The organism is Gammaproteobacteria bacterium, assembly GCA_019748175.1.
Taxonomy (GTDB): domain Bacteria; phylum Pseudomonadota; class Gammaproteobacteria; order JAIEPX01; family JAIEPX01; genus JAIEPX01.
In genome coordinates this window covers 57,610-76,897 of record JAIEPX010000017.1, presented here as the reverse complement: position 1 = coordinate 76,897, position 19,288 = coordinate 57,610, and the positions used below count along the sequence as shown (strand labels likewise).

The window sequence follows — 19,288 nt, the reverse complement described above, 5'->3', positions numbered from 1 at the left end:
GATAGCGCTTTGTGTAGTTGCTTTTCTACCCTACACATATTGGCTAGATTATTTAATGTTCTAGCCACTTCAATATGATCAGGCCCTAGAGTTTTTTCAAATATTCTCAGCGCATTTTCTCCTGATTCACGAGCTAATAACATTAGACGACGATCTAAATAAATGCAGGAAATATCATTATAAACTTTCGCCAACTCACGATGTTCTGCACCAAAATTACGTTCTAATATTTTAATTGCTAGAGTCATTGACTCAATCGCTTTATCAAGATTACCTTGATCGTGATAAGCATTACCTAAAATATGCAGTGTTCGACCGGCTTCAGGGCTATATCCCCCATAATATTGCTGCTGGATAAGTAAGGCTTCATCAAGTAAAACTTTCGCCTCATTTGTATCGGCGAGGTCCATAATCGCATTTGCTAAATTAAACTTAGTAAGAGCCACTTGGGGATGTTGAGCCCCTAATTGTTGAACACGGATATTTAGCGCACGTTTAAGTACGTTTTTGGCTTCTTGAGGCAGACCTGCCCCACAATATACATTGCCCATAATGTCTAATGTTTTGGCAACTTCAAGATGGTCTTTGCCAAATCGCTCTTCATTTATTGCAAGTGCTTTCTCAATGAGTGGCAGCGCTAATAATGATTGATCAAGTTCTGCATATATTGCACAAAGGTTGTTTAATATTATTGCAATTTCAGGATGATCATCACCATATATTTTACGTTGAGCCTCCAGTCCACGCTTTAAAAGGTTAATGGCATTTTCTGAATCACCCAGTTCCCGAAAAGTTGATGATAAGTTAATTAATAATACATTTATTGAGAGATTAGAAACCTTTTCTAGTTTTGGAAGGAGGCTAGATAATATCTCATGGGCTTTTTGAACCTGGCCGAGCAAATAGTAACATCCGGCTACATTTATTGTTCCGGTAGCGCTAACGATATCATTACCTTCATACTTAGATTCAAATATTTTCTGTGCGCGTACGTGATAGGGTAATGCCTCTTCTGCTTTGCCTATATTTTGATAACATAAACCAATATGACTGATGAGCGTAGCAGCATACCCTTGATCAAACTCAGGCACTGAATCTAAAATCTCTAAGGCCATCAGTCCATGTTTTAATGCTTCTTGATTCTGTCCAAGCTCCTTTTTTGCCTCAACAACGCGTATCTCCAGGCAGGCTAATTTGAGCATCATACCAAGATCATTAAAGCAATCGTGAGAGGCCAGCATTGTATTTACCGATAAAGCATGTGCCATCATTACGATCAGCCTATTTTCATGTTCGAGTGGATTTGTGCTGACACTTAGAAAAGTGAAAAGCTTGCTAACTAACATTGCAAGAATATTTTGCTTCGCAATCTCATCATGATTGAGTCGTATAACTTCTTGAACCATTTGATGAATTCGAATTGACCTTGTTCCTTTCTCTGTCGAAATTATTCCAAATTGCCGCATTGCTCTGATTGCTTGTTGGTTCTGAGCAGTTTCTTGAGTCCACGTTTCAACAAAATCTCCTGTTATTGGCATCTCAGGCGCCATATAGGAAAGAGCTGCTATGATATTTTGCGTATTGAGATTTTCTATACGCTCCAACGATAAACTCACTGCGATCCATAAAGTTTCTTGATGAAGATCCTCGGACAAAGGTCGCGTATCCAGTAATTTTTTTCGTGTGGTTTTTTTGCTTTCATATAGCTCGATATAAGTATTAATGTCGATATTGCGTGTGAGTATATAACCGATGGCCTGCGCTAAAGCTAAAGGAAAGCACCCTAAGCATACTGCCAATTTTTCAGCATCTTCGCGAGAAACTTTAGGTTCAACTAAGACCTTTGAAATGTATTCCACAGCTTCTTCTAAACTAAATATTGATAGTGGGCATTGAGAAAATTGCTCGGCCCAACGGTGATCATCTCGTGTTGTGACTAACAGGCGTATAGGGCTATTATCAGGAGGGCAATATTTAATAACGTCTTCATATCGCGTAGCACTGTCGAAAACCACAAGGACCTTTGGTTGTTGACTAAGAACGTGATAGACACATCGAACAATGCCAGCTTGATCAAGAGGTTTCGTATCAATTCCCAAGGCTCGTGCTAATCGAAGGAATTCAATATTGATTTGATCCACGCCGCTGGTATCAGCGTTTAACCATATAACGGTTTTTATGTGCCCTGAAACCAGCAGCTGGTGTACAAACTGAATTGCTAATTGTGTTTTACCAATACCGCCCGTGCCTGTGATCTGAGGTGCCTGCTGAATTAATAATTGGTTAGTAGAACGGAGAAACAGGTTTGTTAATTCAGATAAAGGTTGTTTGCGTCCCGTGAATACTGAAAGTTTTGCAGGAAGCTGCCACAAAGATGTAAATGAAAGAGATGTTCCTGGCTGTGATACACTGGCATTGTTGGACATTTGTAAGGGCTGTGAGGGCATTTGAGTATTGAGCGCATTAACAGTTGACCTCATGTCTTGGTCATCGAGTGTGCGAGTCCATTTCATGCCTACTTCCCTATCATAGTTATGTCAATGTGTACGATTGTATAATATATATCAAATATTTCACAATACAATTCATAGGCTGCTAATTGCGTTGTATGCTTTAGAGTTGGTGGTGAATTTAATATCTATTTATATAATTTTAAAAGGCTCGCGGGATCAGTTTATTATGGGCCCTGAATCCTGGGAATTTTTGCTGTTTATGCAATATCCAGGTGTGATAGGTTTACAAAAACCTATCACAACTCAAGACGCGACGCCGAAAATTACCAGCCAGTCACTTCAGCTAAACGTTTACCCATATCCGCAGGAGATTTGACGATAGCAACACCAGCGGCTTCGAGGGCGGCGAATTTTTCAGCAGCAGTACCTTTGCCTCCGGCAATAATTGCACCGGCATGGCCCATGCGCTTGCCTGCAGGAGCCGTCACACCTGCAATATAGGAAACCACAGGTTTTGAGACGTAGGATTTGATAAATTCAGCGGCTTCTTCTTCAGCAGAACCACCGATTTCACCGACCATAATAATCGCTTCGGTTTGTGGATCAGATTCGAATTCAGCGAGCACATCAATAAAATTAGTTCCTGGAATTGGATCACCACCAATTCCAACGCAAGTACTTTGACCAAATCCTAAATCAGTTGTTTGTTTAACCGCTTCATACGTCAACGTTCCTGATCGAGAAACAATACCGACCTTTCCTGGCAAATGAATACTGCCTGGCATAATTCCGATTTTACATTCACCAGGAGTAATAACACCGGGACAATTCGGGCCTATTAATCGGACATCGTATTGATCAATGCAGGCTTTGACGAGCAACATATCTAAAACAGGAATTCCTTCGGTAATGCACACGATAAATTTAATACCTGCTTCAACGGCTTCAATAATTGAATCTTTGCAAAAAGGTGCAGGAACATAAATGACACTCGCATCAGCGCCCGTTTTTTCTACGGCATCACGTACCGTATCAAACACAGGTAAATTAAGATGTTCTGAGCCACCTTTACCCGGCGTAACACCACCGACCATTTTTGTTCCGTAAGCAATCGCCTGTTCAGAATGAAAAGTTCCTTGCTTTCCGGTAAAACCTTGGCAAATTACTTTTGTATTTTTGTTAATAAAGATACTCATGCTTATTTCCCACCTTTCACTAGTGCAACAATTTCTTGAGCGGCATGAGTAAAACTCGTTGCCGGTGTAATATTTAATCCACTTTCGGCTAATTTTTTAGCACCTAAATCAGCATTATTGCCTTCTAAACGAACGACAACGGGTACACTAATGCCAACTTCAGCAACAGCACCAATAATTCCTTCTGCGATTAAATCACAACGAACTATTCCACCAAAAATATTCACCAATACACCTTTTACTTTAGTATCCGATAAAATAATTTTGAATGCTTCAGTAACACGCTCTTTGGTAGCACCACCACCAACGTCCAAGAAGTTCGCTGGATTTCCGCCGGATAATTTAATTAAATCCATGGTAGCCATCGCTAATCCCGCACCATTAACCATACATCCAATATCGCCATCTAATGCAATATAATTTAATTCCCATTGTGCAGCACGATTTTCACGTTCATCTTCTTGTGAAGGATCGCGCATTTGTCGAATTTCTTCCTGACGATACAGCGCACTGCCATCGACATTAATTTTACCATCCAAACAAACTAAATTACCTTGCTTGGTCACGATTAAAGGATTGACTTCTAATAATGATAAATCATGGTCAATTAACAAACGATATAAACCCGATAAAATCACGCCTAATTGTTTCATTAATTCAGGATTTAAACCTAATTTAAATCCAGCTTCACGTGCTTGAAAAGGCAATATTCCCAACAATGGATTTACAGTTATGGTAAAAATTTTCTCTGGCGTTTCGTGCGCGACTTTTTCTATTTCTACACCGCCTTCTGTAGATAGCATAAAGACAACGCGCTGACGTGCACGATCAATCACCGCACCTAAATAAAGCTCGCGTTCAATATCACTTAATTCTTCAACTAAAACTTGATTGACTGGCTGACCCTGTGCATCCGTTTGATACGTCACAAGCCGAGTGCCAATTAACGCTTTAACAGCATCAATTAATTCGGTTTTTCCTTTGACTAAACGGACACCGCCCGCTTTTCCTCGTCCACCGGCGTGTACTTGTGCCTTCACAACCCAGCGTTCGCCACCAAGTGTTTCGGCTGCACTCACCGCCTCTTCAACATTCCATACGGCATGACCACGGGGTACAGGTAAACCATATTTTGCAAATAATAATTTGGCTTGATACTCATGTAGATTCATTGTCGCCTCTTAAATGTCTAGTAATAATAGAGAAGGTTCTTCGAGCAATTCTTTAATCGCGACTACAAAACCCACAGATTCACGACCATCAATAATACGATGATCGTACGATAATGCAACATACATCATTGGTCGAATGACAATTTTGCCCTCTTCCACCACAGCGCGTTCGGTAATTTTATGCATTCCTAAAATTGCGCTTTGAGGTGGATTCAAAATAGGTGTTGAAAGCATAGAGCCAAAAACACCGCCATTTGTAATTGTAAAAGTACCACCCGTTATTTCTTCAAGTTCTAATTTTCCATCACGAGCGCGCACCGCATAATCATAAATCCCTTTTTCAATACCAGCCATATTCAGTTGATCCGCATCACGTAACACGGGAACAACAAGACCACGAGGCGTTGAAACAGCAATACCGATATCAAAATATCCGTGATAAATAACATCCGTTCCATCGATTGATGCATTCACAGAAGGGAATCGTTTTAACGCTTCAATAACGGCTTTCACAAAAAACGACATAAAGCCCAATTTCACGCCATGTGTTTTTTCGAATTGGTCTTTATAATGCGTACGTAAATCAATTATTTTTTGCAAATTAATTTCATTGAACGTCGTCAACATCGCTGCATTATGTTGTGCAGCCACTAAACGCTCAGCAATTTTTGCACGCAATCGTGACATCGGAACACGTTTTTCTGTTCGATCACCTGCAACTACAGATTCAGCAGCAGATGTAGGTGCTTGTAAGAATTTTTCAACATCTTCCTTAACAATCCGACCGCCTTTTCCTGTGCCTTTAATTTTCGTGACATCAATATTTTTATCAGTAATCATTCGACGTAATGAAGGACTTAATTCAGCGATAATAGCTTCTGCACCAGAACTTGGTTTTTCAACAGTCGAAGCAGCCGCGTTTGGTTGTTCAGCTACAGCGGATTTTGATGCGGGTGCAGGTGCGGATGCCGGAGCACTCGCAGCTACCTTTCCTTCTCCTGCAGAAATTCGTCCCAATATTTCTTCGGCTTTTACAACGTCGCCTTCATTTTTTATAATTTCAGCCAGCACTCCGTCAGCAACAGCCGGAACTTCCAACATGACTTTATCAGTTTCAAGATCCACTAATTTTTCATCGCGAGTAATGGTATCGCCTGGTTTTTTATACCACTTTGCGACAACCGCGTCGGCTACTGATTCTGGTAGCACAGGTACTTTAATATCATGACTCATGTATTTTCCTTAAATAATTACGATAATGCATCATTGACCAAATCAACTTGCTGCTGTTTATGCAGTGCAGGATAACCCGCTGCAGGGGCGGCCGAGGCAGCTCTTCCCGCATATCGCAGTGTTTGATTCTTTGTTAAACAATTCACTAAACGGTGTCGTGTAATAAACCAAGGGCCTTGATTTTGAGGCTCTTCTTGACACCACACAAAATCCGTCGTTTTTTCATATTGCGCGATAATCGCTTTAAATTCATCGTAGGGGAACGGGTACAATTGCTCAACCCGAATAATCGCAACATCCTTTAATTCGCGTGCGCGCCGCTCTTCCAATAAATCATAATACACTTTACCAGAGCAAATGATCACCTTGCGCACTTTTTGTGGGTTAATTTCATCTATCTCAGGAATAACTAAATTAAATTGCCCTTCTGTTAATTCGCTCATTGAAGAAACCGCTAATTTATGACGCAATAAACTTTTTGGTGTCATAACAATTAATGGTTTGCGATAAGGACGAATAACTTGACGACGTAACATATGAAACACTTGCGCAGGCGTCGTTGGAACACACACTTGCATATTGTCTTGTGCACATAATTGCAAATAACGCTCTAATCGTGCAGATGAATGCTCTGGCCCCATTCCTTCATATCCATGTGGCAATAAAAGAACCAAACCACAAATACGTTTCCATTTCTGCCAAGAAGAACTTAAAAATTGATCAATAACAACTTGTGCACCATTTCCAAAATCACCAAATTGTGCTTCCCAAATCACCAGTCCTTTAGGCGCAGCCATTGCATAGCCGAACTCGAAGCCCATCACACCGAATTCAGATAATAATGAATCATAAATTTGAAAATCTGCTTTTTCAGTATTGAATTGATGCAGAGGAACAACAACTTCTCCTGTTTCTTGATCATGCAAAGCTGCATGTCGATGCGCAAATGTACCACGCCTACAGTCTTGTCCTGACATTCGCACATTATAACCTTCGTGAACGAGTGTCGCATACGCTAATACTTCAGCAAATCCCCAATCACAGGGTATTTCACCTTCAGCCATTTTCAATCGAGAATTAACCACTAAACCCACTTGACGTTGAACATTAAAATTCTCGGGCAATGTGTACAATAATTTTCCGAGTTTTTTTATGGTAGCTTCACTGACAGTGGTATCAACCGATTTTTGCCATTCTTCGCCTAAATATGGCACAAATGCTTTGGCTAATTTGTGGCCTGCTCCAGTAGTCGTTCGAGCAACTATCTCGCCTTTATCTAAAGCATTTCGGTAATCATCTACGAATTTGTCTGCATCTGCTTGACTCACAACACCAGCAGCCACTAATTTTTGAGCATATAATTCACGTGGCGTAAGATGTGCTTTAATTTTTTTATACATTAATGGTTGAGATGCACTGGGTTCATCCGCTTCATTATGACCGTGACGCCTATAACCAACAATATCAATAAAAATATCTTTCTTGAATTTTTGTCGATAATCAACGGCTAATTTTGCAAGAAATACCACTGCGTCTGGATCATCAGCATTCACATGAAATACAGGGGCATTAATCATTTTAGCAATATCGGTACAATATTTACTTGAACGAGCATCATCGTGAAAACTCGTCGTAAATCCAACTTGATTATTAATCACAATATGCACAGATCCACGAGTACAGTAAGCACGAGTTTGTGACATATTTAATGTTTCCATCACAATACCCTGCCCCGAAATTGCTGCATCACCGTGCACCAAAACTGCCATCACTTTAGAACCTAGTCCATCATGATGTCGATCATGACGAGCACGAACCGATCCTAAAACAACTGATGAAATCACTTCCAAATGAGAAGGATTAAATGATAACGATAAATGAACCGGTCGACCCGATAACGTTTCAATATCGGAAGAATATCCAAGGTGATATTTAACATCGCCAGAGGTTAATCCAAATTCTCGGGTGCCTTCAAATTCTTGAAATAATTCTTTAGGGGGTTGCCCCATCACATTCACTAACATATTCAATCGACCACGATGCGCCATACCAAATACAACTTCTTCGATCTGATGTGCTCCAGATTCTTCAACGACTGCTTGAATAAAAGGTATAAAACTATCCCCACCTTCTAAAGAAAAACGTTTATGTCCTGGATATTTAGATCCTAAATATTTTTCTAATCCATCAGCGGCGGTCAATTCTTTGAGAACTTTTATTTTAGTCTCATTCGGTAATTGATACGAATTTCCGTACGATTCAAAACGAGATTTTACCCATGCAAATTCATCGGGCTCAGTGATGTACATAAATTCAGCACCAATAGAACCGCAATAAGTCGCTTTCAATCGAGCAATAATATCTTGGAGCGTCGATTGAGGAACGCCCATTAATTCAGGCGCAGAAAATTTATTTTTCAAATCAGCGTCAGATAAGCCATGAGAGGCTAATTGTAAATCGCTTACTTCAGGACGTGGTGAATCTAGAGCATCAAAATGCGCCGCAAGATGTCCGTGGACTTGATACGCAGTGATCAATTGATCAACGCACCGTTGTTTACGCTCCCCATGAACATCCGCAGAAATCATCATCGATTTTTTAGGTTTGCGCACAATCTCAGCAAAATATTGTCTAATATCATCGTGAGAAATATCAGAACCATCAGCCCCTTTCACTTTAGGCAATTGAGTAAAATACTCTCGCCATTCCTGACTCACTGACTGAGGATTTTTAAGATAATTTTCGTATAAACCTTCAACATACGCAGCACTACCACCGGATAAATACGATGTATTATAAAATTCTTGCATCGATTTTTTTTGCATTTTTACAACCTTTCTTTAGGAGTTCCCGCATTTACGGGCACTGCTAACCTTATTAAACAGCCTCGTTTAAAATTTCTTTACGTATTTCACCTATTGCTTTTGCAGGATTTAATCCTTTAGGGCAGACTGTCGTACAATTCATAATGGTGCGACAACGATATAAACTAAACGCATCTTGCAATGCAGCCAATCGACTTTCCGTTTGATTATCTCGGGTATCAACAATAAAACGGTAGGCCCATAATAAAGCTGCAGGACCCATAAATTTATCAGGATTCCACCACCATGATGGACATGCCGTAGTGCAACACGCACACAAAATACACTCATAGAGTCCGTCAAGTTTTTCAGAGTCTTCGATAGATTGCAGACGTTCAGTCGTTGGAGGTTGCTCATCATTTTGTAAATACGGTTTTGCACGCTCATATTGTTTATAAAACGACGTCATATCGACAATTAAATCACGAATAACAGGTAATCCTGGCAGAGGTCTGAGTACTACTTTTTCAGGAAGTTGATGAAGTGGCGTGATACAAGCCAGTCCATTTTTCCCATTAATATTCATACCATCAGATCCACAAACACCGCCACCACAAGATCGACGAATCCCCAACGTGGGGTCTACTGCTTTTAATGCTTCGATAGCATCCAGCAACATCATTCCTCGAACTTTGCTAAGATCGAGTTCGAAATCTTGCATTCTTGGTTTTGCATCTGTTTCAGGGTTAAAGCGGTAAATTGAAAAAATCATTGTTACTCACTCTCAGTTAAAGGAATGGGGTCAACTTCATTGGGCGTCATGTTTACCGATCGGAAAGCCAATCGACCATCATCAAAATAGAGGGAATGCTTTAGCCAATTTTTATCATCACGTTTTGGAAAATCCAATCGTGAATGCGCACCGCGACTTTCTTGTCGTTTAGCTGCTAAAACTGCCGTTGATTTTGCAACTTCCAATAAATTATCTAACTCTAACGCTTCAATACGTGCCGTATTAAAAACTTTACTTTTATCTTTTAAATGCCCTTGCGCAATGCGTTTTTGAATTGCTTCAAGTCGGCCCAAACCATTTTCCATAGAAGGACCATCACGAAAAACGCCAAAATCTTCTTGCATTACACGTTGCAATTCTAGACGTAAGGTTGGAACATCTTCACCTGAATCTGAATTTTCCCAACGCTGAATTCGAGAAAGTGCTTTATCAATATCATCTTGATCAACAGCCGGAGCCTTTTCTTTTTCACGTAAGGATTTTTCTAAAAATAATCCAACCGCTCGACCAAACACAACAATATCCAACAAAGAATTTGCACCTAAACGATTCGCGCCGTGTACAGAAACGCAAGCACATTCACCTGCTGCAAATAATCCATCAATAATTTGATCTTCGCCTTTTTCATTCACAGTCAACGCTTGTCCGTGTACATTCGTCGGAATTCCACCCATCATATAATGACAGGTAGGAACAACAGGAATCGGATCTTTTGCAGGATCAACGCCCGCAAATGTTTTTGCAAGCTCGGTAATTCCGGGTAAGCGCGTTTTTAAAACTTCAGATCCTAAATGATCTAATTTTAACAAGACATAATCACCGTTCGGACCACAACCACGTCCCTCTCGAATTTCAATCATCGATGCACGAGCAACCACATCTCGACACGCCAAATCTTTAAGATGTGGTTCATAGCGTTCCATATAACGCTCACCATTTTTATTAATAAGATACCCACCTTCGCCCCGAGAACCCTCGGTAATTAGTACTCCAAAACCTGCAATTCCGGTCGGATGAAATTGCCACATTTCCATATCTTGAACAGGGAATCCCGCACGTAATACCATGCCTAATCCGTCACCCGTGCATGTATAAGCATTGGTTGTACTATAAAAAATTCTTCCGGCACCTCCGGTTGCTAACACGGTTGCGCGAGAACGTAAAAAAACCATTTCACCGGTTTCAATGCACAAAGCAATAACACCGGCAACACCGCCATTTTTTGTTTTGACTAAATCAACGGCTAACCATTCTGAATAAAAAGTTGTTTTGTGCGCAATATTTTGTTGATACAAGGTATGCAACATAGCGTGTCCGGTTCGATCTGCAGCACAACAGGTTCGATGTGCTTGTTCGCCACCAAAATTTAATGTTTGCCCACCAAAAGCGCGTTGATAGATTTTTCCGTCTTCATTTCGAGAAAATGGCAGTCCCATATGTTCCAATTCGTAAACACTCGCAGACGCGTGTTTACACATATATTCGATCGCATCTTGATCACCTAAAAATCCCGAACCTTTAATCGTATCAAACATGTGCCAACGCCAATCATCTTGTCCGTCGGTATTTCCTAATGCAGCATTAATTCCACCTTGAGCAGAAACAGTATGAGATCGCGTTGGAAAAACTTTAGAAATGCACGCAACTTTTAATCCGGATTGCGCTAATTGAAGTGATGCACGCAAACCAGCACCACCACCACCCACGATGACTGCATCAAAATATTGTTCAGAAATAGGCATACTTACTCACTCCCCTGCTGATAAAACACCGCTACGACCATAGTATCAAAACGCTCCACACCATAATTCCCATCAATCCCAGTATAGTAGAGATCTGCAAAACTAAGCGTAACCAAACCACCTTAATATAATCAGTATAAATCGTCCACATTCCGACCCAAGCATGGAAAACTAGACTCAAAATCACCAAAACACTCAACACGCGAACGGCGGTATTATGGTAAACATCGTGCCAAAACTGATAACTTAAGCGATCTGCCGATAATACATTGGCCAAAATCACCACGCTATATATAGCCATAACAACTGCGGTGACTCGCTGGATAATCCAATCGCGGACACCATTTCGGCTTAGACTGGTCACATTATCTACCATAACCAAATCCCTCCTAGAATAACCAAGATGCCTGTCAATAAGATCACAATCATCGCGCTTATTCGCGCGACTCGTAATGATTCGCCATACCCCATATCCATCACAAGATGCCGTATGCCAGCGCACAAATGAAATGAAACAAAAAACCATAGCGCTAAGGCGATCAACTTCCCGAAGGGTTCAGCTAAATAACTAGCCATTGTGTTAAAGCCCGCCTCACCAGACAAAGTCAGGCCTAAAGACCATAGGATCAGGGGTAAAGATAAAAATAGTAAAATGCCTGTTATACGATGAAATATGGACAACAAAGCCGTTATAGGCTGTTTGATTGTCAACAAATTCAAATTCACGGGTCGAGAGTGTCTGACCATAATCATTCCCTGTTGTGATATCAATGACGGTTTCCTTTGAATCATATCACACGAGATTCGAAAAAACAGCAGCAACTCCTCTCACGCAAAGGGGAAAAGGGGGGCAAGCCTTGAAATATGAATTAAGCAATTACTCAACAGAGTGCAATCAATAGTTTTTCTGATCTCTGATAGCTTAATTCACATTTCAAGACTTGACCCCATCACCACTCTCACGCGACAATGTATGCCGTGCTATAATGATATCTGATTAAATGCTTTAGGAGCCTCAATGGATAGTTGTAAGTTAACATTTAATAATCAAACGCTTGATTTACCCGTACGTCACGGAACATTGGGCCCAGATGTAATCGATATTCACTCGCTTGCAAAAAACAACATTTTCACATTCGACCCTGGCTATATGTCAACAGCGTCTTGCGAATCAAAAATCACTTTCATTGACGGCGAAGCCGGCGTTCTACTTTATCGTGGCTACCCCATCGACCAACTGTCAGAACAATGCGATTTTATGGAAGTCTGCCACTTACTGTTATTCGGAGAATTGCCTACTCAAGCAGAACACCAAGATTTTGTGCAACAAATCAATGGGCACACGATGGTTCACGAACAAATTCATGGTTTCTTAAACGGCTTTAGACGCGACGCTCACCCAATGGCCGTGATGGTTGGTGTGATTGGCGCACTCTCTGCCTTTTATCATGATTCATTGGACATCGATAATCCTGAGCACCGAATGAAATCTGCTTATCGCGTGATCGCAAAAGTGCCTACCATTGCAGCGATGTGCTATAAATATTCCATAGGTGATCCCTTTGTTTATCCTGAAAATGACATGTCGTATGCCGAGAATTTCCTGAACATGATGTTCAGCGTACCTACACAAAAATCCAAACCCAATCCAGTATTAGTTCGAGCCATCGATCGCATTTTCACGTTGCACGCCGATCACGAGCAAAATGCTTCAACTTCCACAGTGCGTCTTGCCGGATCAACAGGCGCCAATCCTTTTGCCTGTATTTCAGCGGGAATTGCCGCACTTTGGGGCCGTGCCCACGGCGGTGCGAATGAGGCTTGCTTAAATATGCTCCACGAAATTGGTGACGAATCACACATTAATGAATACCTCAAACGCTCAAAAGATAAAAACGACCCTTTCCGTTTAATGGGATTTGGTCACCGCGTGTATAAAAACTACGATCCTCGAGCGAAAGTGATGCAACAAACGTGTTACGAAGTGTTGGAAGCAACAGGTCGTCGTGACGATCCTTTGTTTAAACTTGCGATGAAACTTGAAAAAATTGCGCTCGAAGACGAGTATTTTGTAGAGAAAAAACTCTATCCTAACGTCGATTACTACTCAGGGATCACCCTCAGCGCGATCGGCATCCCAAGCACCATGTTCACCGTGATGTTTGCCATCGCTAGGACTGTAGGCTGGATCTCCCATTGGCACGAAATGATCAGCGACCCTGATCGACGACTGGGCCGTCCTCGCCAATTGTATACAGGCCCCAAAGAACGGGACGTTGAAGCTATCGATAAAAGATAAAAAAAAGCAGCTCAAGCCAATGGCCAGAGCTGCTTTTAATGAGGGTAGGTAGGCCTCAAAATTGGAAAATTACTACTTACTTTCTTGTTTTTTCGCGTACTTCTGTTTAAAGCGATCTACACGACCCGCAGTATCAATAAGCTTTTGCTTACCAGTATAGAAAGGATGGCATTCTGAGCATATTTCAATATGCAAATCGCCAGGTCGTGTTGAGTGTGTAGTGAAATTAACACCACAACTACAATTTACTTTAATCTCATTATACGTAGGATGAATATCAGTTTGCATGTCCGGTCTCTTTAATCGTCAAAGGGGTAGATCTTACCAGAGCCAAGAACCAGGGGTCAAGCCTAAGATTGCTGGAAGGGAGGCAGGAAGGTGTCAGACCTAAGAATAACGCATTTATAATTCCCGTTAGTTTAGATTTGCTACCGTTGATTGAGAAGAATGCGCTATTCTTAGATCTGACACCTTCCCAGAACCCCTTCCCAAGGTTAACCGTACACAAGCACGGCAGGCGAAATTTTTTGATCATCTTCAATTACTTCTACTCGCTGAACAACCGACCGGTTTAGATACTCGGCATAGCTGTTAATTTCATTGACATTGATTGAGCTTAATACGCGAGCCACAAACAATTTATCACTCGATTTGTTTGGAAAGAACGTCAGATTCCCATGATGTGCATTTTCATTTGCAGGGATATTACCACACTGTATTTCCTGTTCCAGAATTCGACGTAGATTAAGATAAATCGTTTCTCTAATATCAGAGTTATAAATTTTGATGGCATAAAAGCAATGGGAAGCAATTTTACTTAATACAGCAGACACGCTGCCCTCATCTATTGAAATTAGTTTATATTTTAGCGCGTACTTTATTAGACGATGCGCTGCAAACTGAACTTCATTCATCGCTAATGCTTCAATAAAAAATTGAGCGGTTAATATTCTTTCGTGATCCCATTCATCACAATACCACGAAGCAAGACTACATCCAGCCGAGAAATCAAGACTGTTAAATTCTTCAAAATAACTCATTATTTCATTATTATTTTTGAATTCAGCAAGATCTCTTGCCAATAAAATCTGATGGAAAGAAAATGGGCAAAGTCGAAATTGTCTAGCGGAATATTTATTTACCTTTATTTCCCAGCCCGATTTTTCACCTCGCCTTAATTCATATTTAATCAACTGAGGAATCCAATCAATCAGATCAAGCTTTACCGCATAAAAAACAGCAGACTCTAACAAAGAGGAAATATTTGAACGATCGACATGAATAGCGCCTCGATCAAATAAAGTTCTAGCAAGCTGAACTTTATTATTTCTTAACGCTTGAACCACTGCATAGCCATACTCTGCATCATCTTTTTCATCGGAAGGGTAGTCACAAAATAACTCGACAAAATCCCAACGCTGTTCATCCACAAGATAAACCAAAGGAGGCTTATAATCGATCGAGTACGTCACATCTGCGCCATAACTTAATAAACGCTTCGCAAATCGAGATTGTTGTTGCCGGCAGGCCTCATAGAATAATTTCCCCAGAAAAACAGGACCAAAAAGGTTTCTATTTCTATCTATCTCACCCATGACCCAATCCCAATATTTTTTCTGAGCTATTTCAAGCACAATGGCATCAAACCCAAAATACATCCATTGCTCAAAGGTACCGTGATATACCAGATGATCTGCTAAACCATATCCTTTATATTGTAATTTATCTTTATCTATACGAGTCGCTTTTAAAAGTTTATCAGCCAAGGCAAATTTATTCTCGCAAATACATTCAGAAATAAATGAATTGTTCTTTTTAAGATAATTTCTAATGCTGGCAGACCGAATGACGTTCGTTGTATATAATTCATGCTTTGTTAATAGGGTGATTAATGTCGTAGAATGACCATTTTCAATCATTTCAATGGCAAAGGGTCTTCCTGAATACACCTCCCACAATAGTTGCCATGATGACACCTCAGGTAATGTTAATAACATCTCGGAAATAGATTGAAAATAACATCGATAGATCGCGCTATCCAACTCACTATCCGATAGATTGCCTATTTTATCGATCAATTGATAAAATCCAATTGTAGCCAACGGATAAGCACCTCCAGCAATCTTCCATGAGGGTATTGCACCTTGGTCTAATAACTTTTTCGCGACTTCCGCTTCTCGACATCTCAGCGCTGAGAGCAAGACTTCGCCATACATTAAAGCATCTTCACCGTCGTCTGGAGTCTTTTGACATAACACAAGGACGAAATCCCATTTTTTACATTCGGCAGCACATTCAATTGAAAATCTAAATTCTCTAATCGATGTTCTATCCGCTCCTTTTTCTAATAAATAATTTGCGAATAAGAACTGAGAATCATTAAATGCAATAACGAGCACCTTACCTAATAATGCCGGGCTGAAATGACTCAAATATTGCTCAACAAAATTTCGCATCGCCACCCAATCAGGAATCAGCCAGTGCACTCTGGAAGCACACAAACTGTTCACTATCTGTGTAATAAATTTCTCATCCAGTCCTTGCGACGCCTCAACGAGATCCAGCCAATGACGCAGTCTTCCCCAATTCCGGTTTTGAATAATTGTTATTTGAGCCAGTCTAGTAAACATTTTTTCTTGGCCCATATAATTAAATTGCTTTAAAGTTCCTTTTTCAATAATATGATCAGCCAAAAGAGTGCTGTCCTCAGTTAACTGAAATCTATCAGATCGAGTTCCTTCAATCAGCTTATCAGCAATCTGGAATTGCTCATCAATAATAAGACTCGACATGAGCGGGTCATTTCGCGGAAGACTAGACGAAAAATACACTTTAAGATCAAGTGTCAATAGAAATTCTGGAATACAATAATTCTTAGCTCTGCAGCTATCCAAAAATAATTCTTTAGAATCATGCCAATAAAATTTAATGCCATTTATAAAAGGGGCAAAAGTTTCTTTTTTACTGTGTGTGGCGACAAAAACAATCAGTTCTTTTAACTGTTTAGTATCGTGCATATAAAAATCCTGCGGAGGTTTTGCACCCGCACTCAATAATTTATCCACAAGATTCATTTTCTTTTTGCACAGAGCTAATACAAGGGCCACTCCAAACTGTGCCGCACCATCAAAATCAGTATAATGAGCACATATTAATGACACTAGCTCCCAATCATTGTTAGATGCAGCAAAAACTATAGGCGTTTGATTTAACCTATTAACAACTGTTAAATCAGCGCCTCTTTGAATAATAAATTTAGAATCACAAAGTATCTTTCGCCAAGAATGTTCAGATAAAAAAGACCCCAAAACTTTTTTATCTTGTACAGGATATTCTTTTAGGTACAACCTTATGGTGTGCCAACAACCACTTTCAGCCATTTTACGCAATATTTCTTCAGCACGATTTACAGGTCGTTCTTGTGATCCATTACATAAATAGTCAACTTGACGTGGCGTTCCATACGAAAGTATATATTCAATTAGAGTACGCTCACGAAAAAACAGCTGATCAATATTCGAATTCGTTTCTCGTAATAACTTATCTGCAATATCAAAAGCTTCTACTTCTATGAAATGGCTAATAATAGAGTCGTTCTGCTTAATCAATTTTTGATTTAGTAATTCATCGAATAATGCTTCTCTAAGATTATTAGATCTTAACAATCGCATCAACATCCTGACATAACCACGATCAACCATGTCTATGGCTATCGAAGAATTATTGACACTGCCAGGCTGCATTAGCATTTCCAAAGTGATTGTCGTCTGCCCTAAAAGGATCTCGTAGTCAGACCGTGAAAATTTTTCTCTTCTTATCTCTGCATTATCATAGAGCGATTTCGACTGCGCTAAATCACTCAGCCTCATAGATTCGTTATAGAAAAGTACTCGATGCTGTTTTACTTTACCAGTTAAATCTCCACCATAAGGCAAATAAAATACAATGGGTATTTTGAAGCGTGGATTAAGCTTAATATTGTTTGCTTTCGCGTAGCAGGAGAATTCCAAAAACAATTCTTCTGAAAAATCATAAGCCAGTAATCGCGCTTCCAGTGTGTCAGCACAAATACACACAACCGTACGAAAAGGATTATAGCGTAATCTAGCTAAAACTTCGTTAGTTCCACCCTGCTTTTCACGACGCTTTAGATTTTGTTTTTTAAATTCTTCGATGTTATTAGGAGAATAAATGATATCATTGCGTTTCCACTCCTCAGAAACTTTTACTAAGTCATTATTATCAAGTGATATATCAAAAGGTCTAGCGACGGTTCCATTATCTCGTGTTAAGAGACGATTCATTAAAGCATCACTACAATGAGTTAAGACACCGTATAGTTTGTTAGTTCGTTGTTTAAAAGCCCCAAAAACACTACTTCTCATTTTTGTATCGATAAACGTGGTCGATTGAATTTGAGAAAAACCGTGCTTTTCCCGTTCGGAATACATCGGCTTTTTATCAAGTCTTGCTACTATTTTTTTCTCATGAGTGACAGTGTGAGTACGCCTTGTATAAGGTCGTAAATTTTGACGGCGCGTTCCTCTTTCATTGGGAATGATTCCCATAATAAATCTATGGCTATAATCAAATTCATCAGAGCGTAATGATTTCAACAAGTAATGATCAGCAATTATTTCTGCTAATTCACCGGCATAATTAGAGCTCAAATAAAGATTGCAGAAATGAAATTGTTGTGAGGTTAAAGTGATGATTTGGCCGTCATGATGGGGATAGGTTTCTTCTAGAATGGGTAAGAAATGTGATAAAAAGCTAATAAAAACTTTAGCCGTTTGATTATTTGAAAAACGAACTTCAACCAAATCTATCTCAGGTAGTGGTTTGATGTTCGCTTGTAAAATAAAGGTATGTAACACTAATCCAAATAGATTATCAGCTAATTCAGGAAACTCGGCGACTTTACTTTTGAGTATCCCTTCAACGCTTAACCAAGCATTATGACTGTTTTGACTTTCTGTTTCACAAGAGACTACGGTGGCAATTGTCTCTTCGATAATTTTCCAATGTGTAATATGTCTAATATCTTCCTGTACTTGCTTCACTTCACTATTTGAGGCTAATTTATGACGCATTCGACTCTGCAAAAAATTATGCCAAAAATTTCCGATTTTGCTTTGTAATTTTTGCACGTCTTAACTCTCTTATTATGACCTCAACCTTTATATCATATTTAAGTAGTTATTTCCAGAGAAATAGCGCAATCCATTGAACCGATAGGTGTTCATAGATAGGGGGCAGAACCTGCCCTTATCTATGCTATAATTCAACCCATGGTGATGACATCAACTTTTATATAGAAGGAATTTCTTATGCAATATCATTGTGAAAAATGCGATATGGCTGTTAAGGGTATGACCTGCGCGAAATGCAATGCCGAGCTTGTACCTGACAAAATCACAAAAGAAGACGGAACAATCATCCAAGTGGCAAAATGCGCCAACGGATGCGGAAAAATTAAGTCACCACAGTGCTGTGGTATGGATATGCAAACTGAGAAAGCTGAAAGCTCTGAAACCTCTTAAGACCTTCAGCGTTTGTCATCTAAAAACGGTAATCTTATCATCTGCTCAGGAAT

Annotated in this window: 13 protein-coding genes; 2 read left to right on the top strand and 11 right to left on the bottom strand. The window is 39.9% G+C overall.

Translation table 11 applies throughout. From position 1 onward, the window contains the following. From K2X50_08500 to sdhC, 9 genes are all read right to left on the bottom strand, one after another. The coding region (locus K2X50_08500) for a tetratricopeptide repeat protein (GenBank protein ID MBX9587282.1) at positions 1-2,513 on the bottom strand (2,513 nt) is incomplete at its 3' end. Between the two features lie 263 nt (positions 2,514-2,776). Then, a complete protein-coding gene (gene sucD, locus K2X50_08495) occupies positions 2,777-3,649 on the bottom strand; it encodes a succinate--CoA ligase subunit alpha (GenBank protein MBX9587281.1) in 873 nt (290 codons plus the stop codon). 2 nt (positions 3,650-3,651) lie between these two features. Further along, entirely contained in the window at positions 3,652-4,821 is a 1,170-nt protein-coding gene (gene sucC, locus K2X50_08490) for an ADP-forming succinate--CoA ligase subunit beta (protein ID MBX9587280.1), read from the bottom strand. Between the two features lie 9 nt (positions 4,822-4,830). After that, the gene (odhB, locus tag K2X50_08485) at positions 4,831-6,054 is read right to left on the bottom strand and encodes a 2-oxoglutarate dehydrogenase complex dihydrolipoyllysine-residue succinyltransferase (GenBank protein ID MBX9587279.1); all 1,224 of its coding nucleotides are present in this window, start codon (positions 6,052-6,054) and stop codon (positions 4,831-4,833) included. A 17-nt stretch (positions 6,055-6,071) separates the two neighbouring features. Next, the gene (locus K2X50_08480) at positions 6,072-8,879 is read right to left on the bottom strand and encodes a 2-oxoglutarate dehydrogenase E1 component (GenBank protein ID MBX9587278.1); all 2,808 of its coding nucleotides are present in this window, start codon (positions 8,877-8,879) and stop codon (positions 6,072-6,074) included. A gap of 52 nt (positions 8,880-8,931) precedes the next feature. Then, positions 8,932-9,630, bottom strand: coding sequence for a succinate dehydrogenase iron-sulfur subunit (locus K2X50_08475; protein MBX9587277.1), 699 nt, complete (start codon positions 9,628-9,630; stop codon positions 8,932-8,934). Positions 9,631-9,632: 2 nt separating this feature from the next. Beyond that, positions 9,633-11,393 carry a succinate dehydrogenase flavoprotein subunit gene (gene sdhA, locus K2X50_08470; GenBank protein MBX9587276.1) on the bottom strand — a complete coding sequence of 587 codons (1,761 nt, stop codon included), beginning with the start codon at positions 11,391-11,393 and terminating at the stop codon, positions 9,633-9,635. Positions 11,394-11,424: 31 nt separating this feature from the next. Then, a complete protein-coding gene (gene sdhD / locus K2X50_08465; GenBank protein ID MBX9587275.1) occupies positions 11,425-11,757 on the bottom strand; it encodes a succinate dehydrogenase, hydrophobic membrane anchor protein in 333 nt (110 codons plus the stop codon). Positions 11,758-11,762: 5 nt separating this feature from the next. Further along, entirely contained in the window at positions 11,763-12,140 is a 378-nt protein-coding gene (gene sdhC / locus K2X50_08460) for a succinate dehydrogenase, cytochrome b556 subunit (protein MBX9587274.1), read from the bottom strand. A gap of 271 nt (positions 12,141-12,411) precedes the next feature. Here sdhC and gltA point away from each other — a divergent pair, with 271 nt between their 5' ends. Then, on the top strand, positions 12,412-13,692 hold the full coding sequence (gene gltA, locus K2X50_08455; GenBank protein ID MBX9587273.1) for a citrate (Si)-synthase: 1,281 nt from the start codon (positions 12,412-12,414) through the stop codon (positions 13,690-13,692). 72 nt (positions 13,693-13,764) lie between these two features. On the opposite strand, the gene rpmE is transcribed toward gltA, so the two are convergent. Together rpmE and K2X50_08445 are read right to left on the bottom strand one after the other, a co-directional pair. Continuing rightward, positions 13,765-13,980: a 50S ribosomal protein L31 gene (rpmE, locus tag K2X50_08450; protein MBX9587272.1), complete on the bottom strand. Its 216-nt coding sequence runs from the start codon at positions 13,978-13,980 to the stop codon at positions 13,765-13,767. A 206-nt stretch (positions 13,981-14,186) separates the two neighbouring features. Further along, a complete protein-coding gene (locus tag K2X50_08445) occupies positions 14,187-18,842 on the bottom strand; it encodes an ankyrin repeat domain-containing protein (protein ID MBX9587271.1) in 4,656 nt (1,551 codons plus the stop codon). Between the two features lie 180 nt (positions 18,843-19,022). On the opposite strand from K2X50_08445, the gene K2X50_08440 reads away from it, so the two are divergent. Beyond that, positions 19,023-19,235 (top strand): hypothetical protein, encoded by a 213-nt coding sequence (locus tag K2X50_08440; GenBank protein MBX9587270.1) that lies wholly within the window; start codon positions 19,023-19,025, stop codon positions 19,233-19,235. Positions 19,236-19,288: the final 53 nt, after the last annotated feature.

Excerpts from the sequence above, each read along its gene's own strand:
- sucD (MBX9587281.1), bottom strand. The coding sequence starts at position 3,649 with ATGAGTATCTTTATTAACAAAAATACAAAAGTAATTTGCCAAGGTTTT.
- sucC (MBX9587280.1), bottom strand. The coding sequence starts at position 4,821 with ATGAATCTACATGAGTATCAAGCCAAATTATTATTTGCAAAATATGGT.
- odhB (MBX9587279.1), bottom strand. The coding sequence starts at position 6,054 with ATGAGTCATGATATTAAAGTACCTGTGCTACCAGAATCAGTAGCCGAC.
- K2X50_08480 (MBX9587278.1), bottom strand. The coding sequence starts at position 8,879 with ATGCAAAAAAAATCGATGCAAGAATTTTATAATACATCGTATTTATCC.
- K2X50_08475 (MBX9587277.1), bottom strand. The coding sequence starts at position 9,630 with ATGATTTTTTCAATTTACCGCTTTAACCCTGAAACAGATGCAAAACCA.
- sdhA (MBX9587276.1), bottom strand. The coding sequence starts at position 11,393 with ATGCCTATTTCTGAACAATATTTTGATGCAGTCATCGTGGGTGGTGGT.
- sdhC (MBX9587274.1), bottom strand. The coding sequence starts at position 12,140 with ATGGTCAGACACTCTCGACCCGTGAATTTGAATTTGTTGACAATCAAA.
- gltA (MBX9587273.1), top strand. The coding sequence starts at position 12,412 with ATGGATAGTTGTAAGTTAACATTTAATAATCAAACGCTTGATTTACCC.
- rpmE (MBX9587272.1), bottom strand. The coding sequence starts at position 13,980 with ATGCAAACTGATATTCATCCTACGTATAATGAGATTAAAGTAAATTGT.
- K2X50_08440 (MBX9587270.1), top strand. The coding sequence starts at position 19,023 with ATGCAATATCATTGTGAAAAATGCGATATGGCTGTTAAGGGTATGACC.